Origin of the sequence: Paraburkholderia silvatlantica, assembly GCF_003096715.1 — a bacterium.
In the GTDB taxonomy this organism is placed as follows: Bacteria; Pseudomonadota; Gammaproteobacteria; order Burkholderiales; family Burkholderiaceae; genus Paraburkholderia; species Paraburkholderia silvatlantica.
This window is the reverse complement of the sequence record NZ_QEOL01000001.1, coordinates 1-15,491: the sequence shown is the minus strand read 5'-3', so window position 1 is coordinate 15,491 and position 15,491 is coordinate 1. Positions and strand designations below refer to the sequence as shown.

Annotated in this window: 14 protein-coding genes; 7 read left to right on the top strand and 7 right to left on the bottom strand. The window is 62.7% G+C overall.

Annotated elements, in window-relative coordinates; genetic code table 11:
* Positions 1–9: 9 nt before the first annotated feature.
* Positions 10–3,600 (bottom strand): indolepyruvate ferredoxin oxidoreductase family protein, encoded by a 3,591-nt coding sequence (locus tag C7411_RS00070; protein WP_110382553.1) that lies wholly within the window; start codon positions 3,598–3,600, stop codon positions 10–12.
* Between the two features lie 257 nt (positions 3,601–3,857).
* Here C7411_RS00070 and C7411_RS00065 point away from each other — a divergent pair, with 257 nt between their 5' ends.
* Together C7411_RS00065 and C7411_RS00060 are read left to right on the top strand one after the other, a co-directional pair.
* Positions 3,858–4,463 carry a hypothetical protein gene (locus C7411_RS00065; protein ID WP_133253596.1) on the top strand — a complete coding sequence of 202 codons (606 nt, stop codon included), beginning with the start codon at positions 3,858–3,860 and terminating at the stop codon, positions 4,461–4,463.
* Positions 4,464–4,703: 240 nt separating this feature from the next.
* Positions 4,704–5,402 (top strand): MgtC/SapB family protein, encoded by a 699-nt coding sequence (locus C7411_RS00060; protein ID WP_221206505.1) that lies wholly within the window; start codon positions 4,704–4,706, stop codon positions 5,400–5,402.
* Positions 5,403–5,511: 109 nt separating this feature from the next.
* On the opposite strand, the gene C7411_RS38700 is transcribed toward C7411_RS00060, so the two are convergent.
* Entirely contained in the window at positions 5,512–5,721 is a 210-nt protein-coding gene (locus tag C7411_RS38700) for a hypothetical protein (protein WP_309147565.1), read from the bottom strand.
* 283 nt (positions 5,722–6,004) lie between these two features.
* On the opposite strand from C7411_RS38700, the gene phoU reads away from it, so the two are divergent.
* Entirely contained in the window at positions 6,005–6,712 is a 708-nt protein-coding gene (phoU, locus tag C7411_RS00050) for a phosphate signaling complex protein PhoU (RefSeq protein ID WP_110382549.1), read from the top strand.
* 112 nt (positions 6,713–6,824) lie between these two features.
* Complete coding sequence (locus C7411_RS00045; RefSeq protein ID WP_110382548.1) at positions 6,825–7,043, top strand: hypothetical protein; 219 nt, start codon at positions 6,825–6,827, stop codon at positions 7,041–7,043.
* Positions 7,044–7,407: 364 nt separating this feature from the next.
* On the opposite strand, the gene C7411_RS00040 is transcribed toward C7411_RS00045, so the two are convergent.
* Complete coding sequence (locus tag C7411_RS00040) at positions 7,408–8,352, bottom strand: LysR family transcriptional regulator (protein ID WP_110382547.1); 945 nt, start codon at positions 8,350–8,352, stop codon at positions 7,408–7,410.
* Between the two features lie 202 nt (positions 8,353–8,554).
* Here C7411_RS00040 and C7411_RS00035 point away from each other — a divergent pair, with 202 nt between their 5' ends.
* Genes C7411_RS00035 through C7411_RS00025 form a run of 3 tightly spaced genes read left to right on the top strand, consistent with a single transcriptional unit; the run spans position 8,555 to position 12,058 of the window.
* Positions 8,555–8,992, top strand: coding sequence for a DUF485 domain-containing protein (locus tag C7411_RS00035; protein ID WP_110382546.1), 438 nt, complete (start codon positions 8,555–8,557; stop codon positions 8,990–8,992).
* Positions 8,989–10,581 carry a sodium:solute symporter family transporter gene (locus C7411_RS00030; protein ID WP_243412984.1) on the top strand — a complete coding sequence of 531 codons (1,593 nt, stop codon included), beginning with the start codon at positions 8,989–8,991 and terminating at the stop codon, positions 10,579–10,581. The genes C7411_RS00035 and C7411_RS00030 overlap by 4 nt, the downstream gene beginning before the upstream one ends.
* A gap of 40 nt (positions 10,582–10,621) precedes the next feature.
* Complete coding sequence (locus C7411_RS00025; RefSeq protein ID WP_110382544.1) at positions 10,622–12,058, top strand: CoA transferase; 1,437 nt, start codon at positions 10,622–10,624, stop codon at positions 12,056–12,058.
* Between the two features lie 424 nt (positions 12,059–12,482).
* On the opposite strand, the gene C7411_RS00020 is transcribed toward C7411_RS00025, so the two are convergent.
* The 4 genes from C7411_RS00020 to C7411_RS00005 form a co-directional block, all read right to left on the bottom strand.
* A complete protein-coding gene (locus C7411_RS00020) occupies positions 12,483–12,944 on the bottom strand; it encodes a MarR family winged helix-turn-helix transcriptional regulator (protein WP_110382543.1) in 462 nt (153 codons plus the stop codon).
* 161 nt (positions 12,945–13,105) lie between these two features.
* Positions 13,106–13,819, bottom strand: coding sequence for an SDR family oxidoreductase (locus tag C7411_RS00015; protein ID WP_110382542.1), 714 nt, complete (start codon positions 13,817–13,819; stop codon positions 13,106–13,108).
* A 72-nt stretch (positions 13,820–13,891) separates the two neighbouring features.
* A complete protein-coding gene (locus C7411_RS00010) occupies positions 13,892–14,266 on the bottom strand; it encodes a hypothetical protein (protein ID WP_110382541.1) in 375 nt (124 codons plus the stop codon).
* Between the two features lie 33 nt (positions 14,267–14,299).
* Positions 14,300–15,181 carry an NmrA family NAD(P)-binding protein gene (locus tag C7411_RS00005; protein ID WP_110382540.1) on the bottom strand — a complete coding sequence of 294 codons (882 nt, stop codon included), beginning with the start codon at positions 15,179–15,181 and terminating at the stop codon, positions 14,300–14,302.
* Positions 15,182–15,491 lie beyond the last annotated feature (310 nt).

Here is a 15,491-nt window from a genome sequence, read left to right as displayed (position 1 = left end):
GCTGGCTGGTTACGCCGTGGCGCGCTGCGTGGCGGGCGTGCGGTAGTCGGCCAGCAAGCGCTCCTGCTTTTTCCCGGCCGCAGCGAGATGGCGCGCCTTGACGTGGCCGAAGCCGCGAATCTCGTCGGGCAGCGCGGCCAGCTGCAGCGCGACGGGCAGGCGCTGCGCGTCGAGGCTCGCGCAGAATTCGTCGACGAGCGCCACGTATTGCGCAATCGAGCGGCGTTCGTCGCGACGCTCCTGCGTCTTGCCGAATACATCGAGCGCCGTGCCGCGCAGCCCCTTCATGCGAGCCAGCGTGCGCAACACCGGCAGCATCCACGGACCGAAACGGCGCTTCACGAGATGACCGTGCTCGTCGCGCTTCGCGATGAGCGGCGGCGCGAGCCAGAAGTTCAGCTGGTAGTCGCGTCCCGGCTCGCCTTCGAACTGCTCGCGCAGCTTCTGCAGATACGCAGGATCGGCATAAAGACGCGCGACTTCGTACTCGTCCTTATAGGCCATGAGCTTCGCGAGATTCACGGCAACGGCGCGCGTGAGCGGCAGCTTCGCGTCGCCGCCGAGCGCCGTCTCTTTCACGCGAATGCGCTCGACCACGCGGCGATATTGCTGCGCATAGGCGGCGTTCTGATACGCGGTGAGCAACGCTTCGCGCGCGGCGATCAGCTTGTCGAGCGATTCGGGCATGTGCAGAACGACAGCCTGCGGTTCTGCCGGCGTTTGGGTGAGCGCGCGCACGACCGCCTCGCCATGATGCGCGACGTAGCGGCCCCAGTCGAACGCCTGCTGGTTCTTCTCCACGGCCACGGCGTTGAGTTCGATCGCACGGCGCAGATGCGCGAGTTCGAGCGGCAGCCAGCCCTTTTGCCACGCATAGCCGAGCAGCAGCGGATTGCTGTAGATCGTGTCGCCGAGCAACGCCAGCGCAAGCGCATTGGCGTCCACGAACGCACAGCCCTCGCCGATGCTCGCGCGCAGTTCGGCCTCGGTTTGCGCGCCCGGGAACGTCCACCTGGGATTCTTGACGAATTCCGCAGTCGGCGTCGCGCCGCTGTTGATCGCCGCGACCGTCACGCCATGCTGGGTCCGCGAGAGCACGTCGCCCGAAGCCGAGACGATCGCATCGCAGCCGATGACGAGGCGCGCTTCGCCCGTGGCGATGCGCGTGGCATGCAAGGCTGCGGGCGAAGCCGCTACCTGCACGTGGCTCAGCACGGCGCCGCCCTTCTGTGCGAGCCCGGCCATGTCGAGCACGGTCACGCCCTTGCCCGCGAGATGCGCAGCCATGCCGATCAGCCCGCCGATGGTCACGACACCCGTGCCGCCGACGCCCGTCACGAGAATGCCGTAAGGCTTCGCCAGTTGCGGGAGCACGGGCATGGGCAACGCGTCGAAATCGATCGAGGCGGCGCTGGTCGCATGCGCCGCGCGCGGCTTGCGCAGCTGCGCGCCCTCGGCCGTCACGAAGCTCGGGCAAAAGCCCTTCACGCACGAGAAGTCCTTGTTGCACGACGACTGGTTGATCTTGCGCTTCGTGCCGAGCGGCGTTTCCAGCGGCTCGACGGAGAGGCAGTTCGACTGCACCGAGCAGTCGCCGCAGCCTTCGCATACGGCGTCGTTGATGAACGCGCGGCGCGCCGGGTCCGGATACGCGCCGCGCTTGCGGCGGCGGCGCTTTTCGGTGGCGCAGGTCTGGTCGTAGATCAGCACGGTGGTGCCGGCGGTGTCGCGCAGCGTGCGCTGCACGCTGTCGAGCTGATCGCGATGGTGAACATCCACGCCGGGCGGCAATGGGATCGTGGCGGCGTATTTTTGCGGCTCGTCCGTGACGATGACGATGCGTTTCGCGCCTTCGGCATGCACCTGATGCGCGATCTGCGGCACGGTGAGCACGCCGTCCACGGGCTGGCCGCCCGTCATCGCCACCGCGTCGTTGTAGAGAATCTTGTAGGTAATGTTGGCGTTCGATGCGATGGCCGCGCGAATCGCCAGCAGTCCTGAGTGAAAGTATGTGCCGTCGCCGAGATTCACGAACACGTGCTTGTCGCCCGAGAAGTGCATCTGGCCGAGCCACGCCACGCCCTCGCCGCCCATCTGGCTGAACGTTTCGGTCTTGCGGTCCATCCACATCGACATGTAGTGGCAGCCGATGCCCGCCAGCGCGCGCGAGCCTTCGGGCACGTTCGTCGAGGTGTTGTGCGGACAGCCCGAGCAGAACCACGGCTTGCGCTCCACCGTCACACGCGGCTTCGCCGCTTCGCGCTCCTTCGCCTCGATGATCGCCACGCGCGCGAGCATGCGCGCGCGCACGTCCTCGGGCACCGCATTGGACAAGTCCGCGCGCGAGAGACGCCGCGCAATGGCCTTGGCGATCAGCGCGGGCGAGAGTTCGTAGTGCGCGGGCAGCAGCCAGTTGCCGCGCGGCACCGACCATTCGCCGCCTTCGTTGTCGCGCTCGTCGAATTTGCCGTAGATCCTGGGACGCACGTCTTCGCGCCAGTTGTATAGCTCTTCCTTGAGCGCGTATTCGAGAATCTGGCGCTTTTCTTCGACCACGAGAATTTCGTCGAGCCCGGTGGCAAAGCCGCGCGCGTCCTGCGCGTCGAGCGGCCATACACAGCCCACCTTGAGCACGCGCACGCCGATCTGCGCGCAGGTTTCGTCGTCGAGGCCGAGGTCGGTGAGCGCCTGGCGCACGTCGAGATACGCCTTGCCCGCGGTCATGATGCCAAAGCGCGCGCGCGGCGAATCGATCACCACGCGGTTCAGGCGGTTCGCGCGCACATAGGCGAGCGCGGCGTACCACTTCTCGTCGAGCAGGCGCGCTTCCTGGGCGAGCGGCGTGTCGGGCCAGCGGATATTGAGGCCGCCTGCGGGCATGATGTAGTCGGCGGGCGTGACGATTGCCACGCGATCCGGGTCGAGGTCGATCGAGGCGGTCGATTCGATGACGTCGGTCACGCACTTCATGACGACCCACAGGCCCGAGTAGCGGCTCATGGCCCAGCCGTGCAAGCCGTAGTCGAGATATTCCTGCACGTTCGCGGGATAGAGCACAGGAATGCCCGCCGCGATGAGCGCGTGCTCGGACTGGTGCGCAACCGACGACGACTTCGCCGCATGGTCGTCGCCCGCGAGCACGAGCACGCCGCCGCGCGCATCGCTGCCCGCCGAGTTGGCGTGCTTGAACACGTCGCCGGTGCGGTCCACGCCTGGGCCCTTGCCGTACCACATGCCGAACACGCCGTCGCGCTGCGCGCCGGGCCAGAGATTGATCTGCTGCGTGCCCCACACGGCGGTGGCGGCGAGGTCTTCGTTCACGCCGGGCTGGAACACGACATCGTGGGCCTGGAGGTGCTTTTTCGCCTTCCAGAGCGACTGGTCGAGCGCGCCGAGCGGCGAGCCGCGATAGCCGGAGACGAAGCCCGCCGTATTCAGGCCGGCCTTGCGGTCGCGCGCCTTTTGCAGCATGGGCAGGCGCACCAGCGCCTGCGTGCCGCTAATGTACACGCGGCCTTTTTCCAGCGTGTATTTGTCGTCGAGCGAAACGGATGCGGCTAGCGATGCAGCTTCTGCGGCGGCACGGTCTGGGGCGTTCATGGGGGGCTGTCTCCGGAATCGGTACTTCATCGGTACGTTTTCCGGGCGAGTATAGGAAGCCGATATGCCATCGTAAAATCACAAATTGAAAACACTGGTATGCGAAAAACGGATGGCATGGCGCCTGGAAAACCATGCATCCGGGGTGCCTGCTCAAGCGACCCGGGCATTTGCCGTTAACACACGGGACCAGCAACCACTCATTCCGGAGTCCCCGCTTGCACGCGAAACCACGCGCTCTGCCATCTGCATCCGTCTTGTTCGGTACCCTGGCTGCAACCCTGCTGATTAGCGGCTGCGTCTCCAGCCCTCGCGTCGCCACCGCACCCGCGCGCCCCACGACCGTGGTTGCCGCTCCCCCTTCGCCGCCTCCGCCTGTCGTCGTCGCACAACCCGTTTATGTGCCACAGCCGTACGACGCCTATGTTTCGGTCGTGCCCGACCGCGACGTGGTCTACGCCGGCGGCAGCACGTATATCTGGATCGTGGGACCGGACGGCCACCGCCAGCGCCGCTACTACGGCCGCGGCGACTTGCGCGGCGAAGTCCTGCATCGCCGCGCGGAATTGCGCGTGGTGATGGCGCACAACGAAGGCCATCTGCCGATGCAACACGCACGCATGCCGGAGCCCCAGCGCGTGCGCGTGGCGATGCAGCCGCACGGCGCGCCGCCGCATGGCTACCGGCCGCAGCCGGGCGGGCATCCGCCGGTGCACACCGCCCAACATCGCCCGCCGCCCGCGCCGGGCCGTAACGCGAACGCCAGCGCCAATGCGAATGCCGGCCATCACCGTCACCCCGACGGCCATCCCGACGCCGCGCCCGCGCCGCGCTTCGCGGGCCAGCCGCCGCATGCGGGTTAATGGCGGCCAAGACCTGGTCCGACGCATTGGGACTTCATGGGTTGATTCAGGCGACATGCGGTCCAGCGGACGTTTGGGCGCCCGCGTGACTGAGTGCGCGAAGCCCCGCGGCTCACCGGACTGCGCCTGGCAACCAGGCGCGCTAGCGGTCCCGGATGCGTTTCCAAGGCCCGGGCCGGCATTGTTGTCACTAAAATGTCACAATTCGTCCCTTGATCCGCAAACACTCCGTTTGTGCAAATGGCTATTGGGACGGTAAAAGTGATTGGGAACCTTGAGCTTCTATCGCGCCTGCTGATCGCCGCCCTCCTTGGGAGCGTAATCGGCTTCGAGCGCGAGCGGCTGAACTGGGCGGCCGGCCTGCGTACGCACATGCTGGTCTGCGTTGGGGCCGCACTGATGATGCTGGTGTCGGCATTCGGGTTTGCTGATGTGCTCGGCGAGAAGAATGTCGTGCTTGATCCGTCGCGGGTGGCTGCCCAGGTGGTTTCGGGCATCGGCTTCCTCGGCGCGGGATCGATCCTGTTGCGTGGCGAAGTGGTACGCGGGTTGACGACGGCAGCGAGCCTGTGGTCGGTCGCGGGTATCGGCCTGGCGGTGGGCGGCGGCATGTACACGGCCGCCATCGGTGCGACGGTCATCATCATGATTATCCTGGTCGGTGTGAAACCGCTGGAGCGGCGCTTCATTGCCGTGCGCCAGCAGCGCACCATACAACTGCTGGTCGAGCGCGGCAGTGTCTCGCTGGACACCGTCCATCAGGCGCTGGGCACGGGCAGCGTTCGCGTCAAGCAGTTCATTGTCCAGCAGTCGGAGGATGACGCGGATCTCGACGATGTGCAGATTGCTCTGTCGCGGGTGAACGCGGGCGAGTTCTCGACGATATGCGCGCGCCTCGAAGCCATGTCGGGCGTGCGCGAATGTCGACGCGAGAAATAAGGCGGGGCGACATCCATGACCTGAAGCTACGCCTATGAAGGTCCTTCGCAGGCGGGCGGGCACAAGAGCGCCAGCGTAGCGGCACCTCCTGTCTGGCTGCGAGCGCGGCTTATTTCGATTTCGGTGGCCGTCCGGTCTTGACCGGTTCGACCGCCTTGACGGCTGCAAGAAGACGTTTCGTCGGCTCGGATGCCAGCAGGAGCAGCCCTGCACGGACGAGTTCGCTCTTCTTCACGGCGAGACCAGCATCGAGGCACCGCTGTTTGAGCACCGCGAGCTGCTGGTAGTCCTCCCTGGGCATCGTGAAGGTGTCGCGCACGACCTTTTCCTGTTTGACATGGTCTTTACGGTGCCGGGCAGCGCGCGCGGATTGCGCTTCGACTGGTATGGCCTTCGCGGTCTGTGGCCTTGCCGCTACATGTCTGGTTTGCGCAGTCTGGAGCGACTCCCCGCCGGCCACTGCCTTGTTGGCACTGTCGTCCGGGGATGGATGCGCTCGCTTGCCGCTTCTGTTCCTGGTAGCCTTTGGCTTCATGATTTTTTTTCAGGTTTGACAAACCGTACAAACAGTTTATCGTCTTTCTGGCAAGAGGGAGTTTTCCATGCCAGACAAACACATTTCCAGCCAGTTCGATGCCGATCTGGAACATCTGTCGTCGAGATTTTTCGAGATGGGCGGGCTGGTTGAGTCCCAATTGGCCGATGCAATGGATGCGCTCAGCCGCTTCGACATGGGGCTGGTCGAGAAGGTGGTCGATGAGGAGCATCGACTCAATGCGATGGAAGTCGAGATCGATGCCGAGTGCAGCAACATCATTGCGCGGCGCCAGCCCATTGCATCCGATCTGCGTCGACTGCTGGCCTTCTCCAAGGGGATCAGCAATCTCGAGCGCGCAGGCGATGAAGCGCGCAAGATCGCAAAGCGGACGAGAAGGATCGCGAATGACGCTGCGGGCAGGAACATGAATATCGCGGAAATCCGGTCATCCGGCCAAATGGCGGGAACCATCCTCCACAATGCGCTCGCTGCATTTGCACGGCTTGATACGGTTCAGGCGGCGCAGATCATGCGTGAGGATGAGGCGATCGATGAGCAGTACCGCGCATTCGTGCGCAAGCTGCCGGCATTCATGGCGGAGAATCCCCGCATCATCTCTTCCGCGCTCGACTACGTGTCCATCGCGTCGGCCATCGAACGGATCGGTGACCATGCGAAGAACCTGGCAGAACTTGTCATCTATGTTGTCAAGGGTAAGGATGTCCGTCACCTTTCGCGCGACCGACTGGAGCGCGAGGCACTGGATAATTGAGAACCATACGCAGTGGCGCGAAGTCCCAACAGCCGCATGCGTCACGTGCGGCATCCGGTTGTGAGCCTCATGAAGTGCGCAGTGGACAACCAGTGTGTCGCGGGGTAGTGCCATGAAAATGTCTCACAGATTGCAATCCGATTCGACCGGCCCGGTTTGGGGCCTGATTTTGGGGATGTTCCTGACGGTGGCTGGGATCGGCATCTGGATCTACGCGAAGTCATCGGAACACGCCAACTCCCTGGACGAATCGCTGGCGATGGCTGCGATGCTTGTCGGCACCTTTCTGGCTGTCTATGCCGGCCGGGAAATCAGGCACAGACGTCGATAGTGCCACGGTCGGCAGCCGGGGCAGCACACGCCAGGCCATGGTGGGCGACGCGGCTGCACAGACCGTAAGCGGACAAGCGCGGGGATTCGTACCGGGGAATTGCATTGCGTGATGTCCGGCGTACCGCGGATCACACCAGTTTGTGCGTAGATTCGGCACAGGCTCAACTGACGTCCGAGGCGATCGCTGTCGGCGTTCGAATGTCTGTTGCCGAGGGTGAAGACAACGTTCGAGTGTCGAGTCAACGTGCTGGAGGAGCGGCCGAAGATGGCCGTCCAGCGCCCCAGGAAGCACGAGTTGCTGGTCAGTGCACCGGCGCGCTAAAGGCATGTGGGAGGCGCAGACGATCTTGGGCAAACCACAACTACGGTGTCGATGTTACTTCCGCCTGACCGTCTTGCTGGCCAATGTTGTCGTCGGTTGACCGGAAGCACGCGCGTAGTTTTTCTACGAAGCAGTTCAATGCAAGTGACACCGCCACGTCGCGCCGCCTCACAAGCAGTGTTTGCGCCTGGCCTTCGTCGTCTGTCAACGCGTGTACCGCGAGCTTGCCATCCTTCGCCAATGGCGCGACCACGGATCGCGGCAAAAGGCTGATTGCGATTCCGGCGCGGACGCAGCCGAGTAGCCCGTCGAGCGTGCCCAGCTCCATGCGCCTGATGCTCGTGATGCCGCGCCGGATCAGCAAACGCTCGAGGCGCTCCCGATAGGCGCAGCCGTGCCGGAATATCGCGATTTTTGCGTCGCCGCGGAACTCAGCCCACGCAGGTCGGCAACCGTCTCGCGAATGTCTTATCCACGGGGCCGTGACGACAACGAGTTCTTCGCACAATATCGATTCCGCCAACAGATCGATGTGATCGACAGGTGCGCACACCAGCGCCGCTTCGAGACGCCGCTCAAGCACATCCAGGATCAGGCTCTGCGATGTTCCGGTGCCAAAGGAAATATCCACGCGAGGAAATTCGGTCGCGTATTCGACCAGGACTTCGGGCAAGCGAACGGCCGCCGTGGTTTCCATCGATCCGATGCGCAGCACGCCTCCGGGGACCGAGTTGCTGGCAATCGAACGCTTCGCCTCCGCCATCATGTGATCAATCTGGCTCGCATACGGCAGCAATTGCGCGCCTGCAGGCGTCAGCGTAACGCCACGTCCGTGCCGGTGAAAGAGCGACACAGAGAGTTCTTCTTCAAGGCGCCGGATGCGCTGCGTGACATTGGACTGCACGGTATCGAGGAACAGCGCCGCCTTGGTGATGCTGCCCATGCGCGCCACCGCAGTGAAATAAATCAGATCGCCCGAATCCATACGTCTTCCTCAACTATTGCAACACGTTTGCACTGCGAGAGCTTACGCGAGGCAACATGCGTGCCATACGCGAGTGTTTCGAAAATCGCAATGCGCGTCGCACTGCAATGGTACATCGGTGCGCCGAACCGAAGCACACATCGGCGTTAGACTGCATTCATGGTGCACGAGAGCCCTGCCTTTCGACGGTCCCGCATGCTCGATGAGCGCCTGCCAAGCCTTCCAATCCCGCTTTTCAGGTGAAAACTTCCGCGCGCCATCATCGAACGGAATGTCTCGTATCTCGATGGGTGAACGCTCACGCAAGCGGCATATGCCATGCATAAAAACACATGATCCTTCATTCAACCCGATATCTGACACGATCATGGAAAAACACAGCTTATCCAGCATCGCCGTATCGACTTCCAACCAGGACGAGCACATGCGGCTCGGCATCGTCCTGACCGCGATTCAGGTGATCGTCTTCTTCTCGTTCGTCTCGCTATGCACATTTCATCCAGCGCTTCTGCAACGGGATGCCCTCGGTATCGGCGTGCCTCTGTCGTTTCTCGCGGGACTATCGGTGATCGCGTGCGGAATCGTTTTGACCGCCATCTATGTTGCCGTATCGAACCGTCTTTGGGAGCGTGCCGAGTGACTCGTTATCTCATCCCTCTCCTGCTGATGGCGCTCGCGTCCCCCGCAATGGCCGTCGACGCGCACGCTCCGGCCGCAAGCGGCATATCGATCGCCCTGTTTCTCGTCATCATCGCCATCACACTCGGGATTACCTGGTGGGCCGCGCGGCGCACACGCTCGGCGAGCGATTATTACACCGCGGGCGGCCGGATCACCGGTTTCCAGAACGGTCTGGCGATAGCCGGCGATGCAATGTCCGCCGGCGCGCTGCTCGGCCTCACGGCGCTCGTTTTTTCCAAAGGCTTCGATGGTCTCTTCTATGCAGTCGGCTACACGACGGGCATGCCGATCGTCGTTTTTCTGATGGCGGGTCGCATGCGCAAGATGGGCCGCTTCACGTTCATCGACGTCGTCGGCGCGCGTCTCGACAGCCCGTCAATCCGTATCTTCTCGGCGTGCGCGTCGCTCGTCATCGTTCTGTTTTATCTGGTCGCCCAGATGGTGGGGGCGGGTCAGCTCATCGAGGTATTGTTCGGCATCGGCTATCCGTATGCCGTGTTGCTGGTTGGCGCCTTGATGGTGCTCTACGTCGCCTTCGGCGGCATGATGGCCACGACGTGGGTGCAGATCGTGAAGGCCGTGCTGATGATTTCCGGCTGCGCACTGCTGTGCGTGCTCGTGCTGCATCAGACCGGCTTCAGCTACGGTGCACTGCTCGCGGATGCCGTCCGCGTGCATACGTCGGGGTCCGGGATTCTCGCGCCGACGTCGTTCGCAAGGCAGCCGCTCAACGCGTTTTCGCTCGGGATCGCGCTGATGCTTGGCACGGCCGGTCTACCGCACGTGCTGATGCGCTTCTTCACGGTGCCGGACGCACGCGCCGCGCGCAGTTCGGTGCTGTGGGCCACCATGCTAATGAACTGCTTTTACGCGATGATTTTCATCATCGGCTTCGGTGCGCTGTATCTGCTGCGCAAGAATCCACAATTCTTCGACGCGCACGGCTCGCTGTTGGGCGGTGGCAACACGGCGGCGCTGCATCTTGCCTACCTTCTTGGCGGCAACGCGCTGTTCGGTTTTCTCGCCGCCGTCGCCTTTGCGACGATTCTCGCGGTCGTGGCGGGCCTTACCTTATCGGGCGCGACGGCCGTCAGCCACGACATCTACGGCAGTCTGATGCGCAGCCGCCGTCACGGCAGACTCGACGAACGCACGGAAATGACCGTCATGAAAATCGCAGTCGTGCTGATCGGTGCGCTCGCGGTCGTGCTGAGCCTCGCGTTCAGAACCCAGAACATTGCGTACATGATCAGCCTCGCGTTTTCGATCTCGTGTTCGTCGACGTTCCCGGTGCTGATCCTCGCGATCTACTGGAGGCGCTTCACGACGCTCGGCGCGTTGTGCGGCGGCGGAGCAGGACTCGCCACGTCGCTGCTGCTGACGATTCTAGGCCCATCGATCTGGGTCGCGGTACTCGGCCACGCCGCGCCCGCTGTCTCCATCGATCCGCCCGCAATCATCACCGTGCCGCTGGCGTTCGCGGCAAGCATCGCCGTATCGCTGCTGGAGCGAAGCCTGATGCGTGCCCCCGTCAGCAATCTTTCATGAAATCACAACAACACCGTCCTTACCGAACAAGGCAGACAAAATGAGTATCAGCAAGAACAACGCATTTACTGAACTGATGGCGATACGCGGCGGCCTGCCGCCCAGCACTGACGAGGTTGAGGTCACCGGCGCGGATCCCATGTACGTGTCGCCGTTCAAACTGGGCGAAACTTGCGCAGGGGCGCTGGCCGCACGAGGCGTCGCCGCCAACGATCTCTGGGAGTTGCGCACCGGTCACCGTCAGAAAATCAGCATCGACGTTCGCGCGGCGGCGGCGACATCGCGCTATGGTGGCGACATGACCTTGCGCCGCAACGAGCACGGCGAGTACCAGCCCATTCCCTACTCCCAGGCGATGAAGCACATGGTGTCGCTCACGCAGCCGTGGAAGGCCCGCGACGGACGCTGGGTATTGCCGCACACGAATCTGCCGCATCTCGAACGACGCGTGCTCGATGTGCTCGACTGCCACAGCACAGTCGATTCGGTGCGCACGGCCGTCGCGCGCTGGGATTCGGACGCGCTTGAAGACGCCATCGCCCGGGCGCAGGCGTGTGCAGGCAAGGTGCGCACGCCTGAAGAGTGGCTCGCGCATCCGCACGGTGCGTATCTGGCGAGCCGCCCGGTCGTCGAAATCACGAAACTCGCCGACGGCGAACCCGAGCCACTGCCTCCCGGCACCCGGCCTTTATCAAGCATCCGCGCGCTCGACCTCACGCGTATCCTCGCCGGGCCGACTGCGGCGCTCGGCATGGCTGAACACGGCGCAGACGTATTGATGGTCACTGCACCGCATCTGCCTCAGGTGCCCTCTTTCGTGCGCGACACGAGTCACGGAAAACGTAGCTGTTTTCTCGACATGGATCGTGCAGTCGAAGCCGAACGTCTGCGCGAACTGGTGAGCGAGGCCGACGTGCTGATCGACGGATACCGTCCGAACCGGTTGGCGGCGCATGGTTTTGGTGTCGATGAACTCGTCAAGCTTCGACCTGGCCTGATCCATGTCTCGGTCAATTGCTATGGCTCGGGCGGCCCGTTCGCGGATCGCGCGGGGTGGGATCAGGTCGCGCAGGCCGTCACCGGCATGTGCCACACGCAGGGACAGGCGACGGGCGCGGGTCACCCGCAACTGACGCCGGTTTTCACATGCGATTTTCTGACAGGGTTCCTCGCCACTTTCGGCGCGATGATCGCGCTAGCGCGCCGCGCACGCGAAGGTGGAACATATCGTGTGCAGGTGTCGCTATGCCAGTCCGCGATGCTGCTCCAGCGACAGGGCTTGCTCGAAGATTTTCACGATGCTCCAGGCAGCCTGACGTCTGCCGAATTCGAGGCGCTGGCGGTATGCGATGACGACACGGTTTATGGTGATCTGAAAACGCTGGGCCCGGTTTTACGCATGTCGGAAACGCCATGCACCTGGCTCGGCACCACGCCTGAGCTTGGGAGTGCTAAGGCGGAGTGGCTGCGGCGTTGAGGGCATGCTGCGTTGGTGAGGATCGTCATTAAGTGCGACGGCGGAATCAAGCCTCGAGGCGACCGAGATGGATTGCGCTTCGTCGTCATCCAGCTTACCTACCGTTAGAATTCTGAGGGCCGGTATTGGCCGCACAGCGTCCCCCACAACCGAGCGCGACGATCAACTCGGCGAGCATCTCATGCAAAAGGCATAACTCAACCCTCAGCAGCCGTTCACGGCAGTGAAAGATCAACGACTCAAATGCACCACGAAACAGTCATGGATCAACTGCATCACATTCCCACTTTCCATTGACGGCCCAAAATACGAGCATCGCTACCACTGAGACAGTCGGGGAGAAGTTCAGGTCGTGAAGCGTAGCCCTTCCTCGAATCAGGACCGGTTTCACGAATCATGTTGTTGTCGCAATGCATCTGAAGACTTAGTCTTCCGGCGAACGCAGCGACACGTCGCCGACGACCACGCCTTTCAACCCCTCTCGCAACGCCGTAACATTGTCTGCACCGTTCAGTTGCTCGAACTCCCGTTGCGCTTCCTGCCAGAGAGCGGCCGCCCTTTCGTGCAGGCGCCGCCCATCCTCGGTGAGCTCGATAAGGCGGCTTCGGCCGTCCGTGGGCGAGGGCTTGATCGTGACGAAGCCGTCGCGTTCCAGGAAGCCAACCATTTTCCCCATCGCCGTTCGTTCGATATCGAGCCGTTCGGCAAGGGCATTGACCGGGATACTGCCCACCTCCTCAAGGGCGGCCAGGGTGAGGAATTGCGTAATGCGCAGACCCGCGGGCGCAAGATGGCTATCGTAGAGTCGGGAGATCTGCCTGCTCGCTTTCCTCACGGCGAAGCAGTTGCATTGATCGATTCCAAGCGGCTGGTTGACCGGCAACATCTGTTCTACTCCTGATTTTGGTTAGGCACGCTAACTACGCGCGCGTCGCGCGAAGATACGGCAGTATCCTTCAATGAAAGCCGCGATCGACAGCGCTGGTGTCCGGCGACCTACGCGCCTCATGTCTCGCTGCCGAAACCGACCCGTGTCATCTGCGGTGCTCAAAGACCTGCAGGCGGTGTGATGTAGCCGGGTATCTCGGCCGCAAGCGTGCTCTTCAGCACCGCTGTCCCCTTGTCGGCCATGACCTCGCTCTTGCCGGCGGCGAGCGCGTCGTAGGTCTGTCGCACAACGTCCTCCGGACTGGCTTTCGGCACGTCAATGCCGTTGGTCAGATCGGTATCCATGAACCCGACGTGCAGGCCGAGAACCTGGATGCCACGCTCGTGCAGGTGAAAGCGAAGCTGGTTCGTGTAGCTCCAGGCGGCGGCTTTCGACGCGGCATACGGTGTCAGATAGGGCCGCGGAAGCCACACGATGTCGGAAAGCACGTTAATGATAGCGGCATGCGGCTGGGCCGCCAGGATCTGTTCGAAGGCCTGTGTGACGCGCACTACGCCGTAGTAGTTGGTATCGAACAAGCGGGTGGACTGCGCTTCGACGTCAGCTGCGAGGGGCCCGTCGATCAGAGCGGCAATGCCCGCGTTGTTGATCAGCAGAGTCGTGTCGGCCGCCAGTTTCGCGGCCTCGGCGATCGACGCCGGATCCGTGACATCGATCCTGACCGGCACGATGCCCGGCTCGTCGAAACCGTTCGTATTGCGCATACCCGCGTACACTTTCGCCGCCCCGCGCCGAAGCGCCTCGCGTGCAAAAGCGAGGCCCAGCCCGCGATTGGCACCGGTGATGAAGACTGTGGCGTTCTTGATATCCATGACATGCTCCTTTTTCAAAAGCCGCGTGCCGGGGGAATGTCGACTCCACCCACGAGCGCGCGGATGAGTGGTTCAAAGAAAGACGTGTTCCGGCAACTGCTTCGAGAGCGACTCCCGCAGATGGGTCGCGAGAGTCAGTACGGCGCCAAGCGGGCTCATCCGCACGCTGACTCGCGGCACCGAGCCGTCGGCGTTGCGATCGACGACCGCGACCGCGCCCAACGTTTCGCCGCTCGTCAGAACGGCCTCGTATTCGAGAAAAAGCCGCGAGCCGACGGCTTGAACGAACGTTGGCGTCTGTGAGACGTAAAAGGCACCGACGGCGTCGACGGCGAGCCGGATTTCGTCGCGCCCGATGACGGGCGCGCGCAACACCGAGCTGACCAGCTCGGCGTCGGCCGTCAGATCATCGAGAAACGGGTGACGATCGGATTGGATGGGTGACATTTTCAAACCTCTCGATTCGTTTCAAGGACGTGTTCACGCGAATGCGGCCCGATATTTCGCGACGAATTGCTGGACCGACAGCGGCGGCTCTCCGGTGACCTTCTCGACGACGTCGTTGGTGCCCGAGAAGATGCCGTCGCGGTAGTTCTGTGCGACTTCGACCAGATGCTGCGTGAGGAACGGCGGAAACTTGTAAAGGGTTTCCATCTTGATCTGGAATTCCTCGATGGACGTCGGCGCGTATTCGATCCGGGTGCCGAGAACCTCGCTCATCGCGGCTGCGATCTCGACGTGGTTCATCTCGACGGGGCCGTGGAGCGTGTAGGTCTTGCCCTCGTGGCCTTCGGGGTTGGCGAGGATGTGGGCGATCACGCGTCCCTGATCGTCGCTGGCGATGGGCGCGTGACGGCCGTTGCCAAACGGAAATTCGATCTTCTTCGTGGCCCATATCTCCCGCGCAAAATGCGGATAGACGAGCCAATCGGCAAAGAAGGTCGGACGCAAATGCGTGGTCGCGACACCCGACCAATCGAAGACCCGCTCGGATACCCAGTGATCCTGTGCCGCGTGGCTCATCGACTCCCGGCGCGCGGAAATCTGCGACATGTTGACGATCGCCGTGACGCCCGCTTCCTTTGCTGCCTGCGCGAAATAGGCCGCGGCTCCGATGATTCCCGGCGCGATCGGATGAAGGAAATACGCTGATCGGATGCCTTCCATCGCGGCCCGAATGTCGTCGATATCGGTGAAGTCTCCGACTGCGACATCGACGCCGCGCTGCCTCAGAACTGCCGCCCGATCATCATCGGTGCGCATATAGGCCCGCACGCGTTTGTGCATCTTGAGCAGTTCGTCAATGGCAATACCCCCAGTGCGTCCGGTTGCACCGCTTACAAGAATCTCAGGCTCGTTCATCGCTTTGCTCCGTTCGAAAGTGAGAGCATATGCTCTCTTTTGACAAAGAGTAGAAGCATATGCTCTCATTGTCAAGTTTTTCTGGTTCGCCCGCACCTCGAGGGAAGTCACGACGAATCCGGCGGCTGCATTGCGAGCGACGCATCGACGGGCAGTTGCGCAGGTGCCCAGCAATGCGAAGCGCCGCAGGCGTCGATATCGTCCCTGCTTACTTGGTCGGGTCTGAAAAATTCGAAGGGCCCTGTGCAGCAAGGATTTGAAGCCGAAAGTGGTTGATGCATTTGCAGGATCCTGGCAGATTATGGGGAGT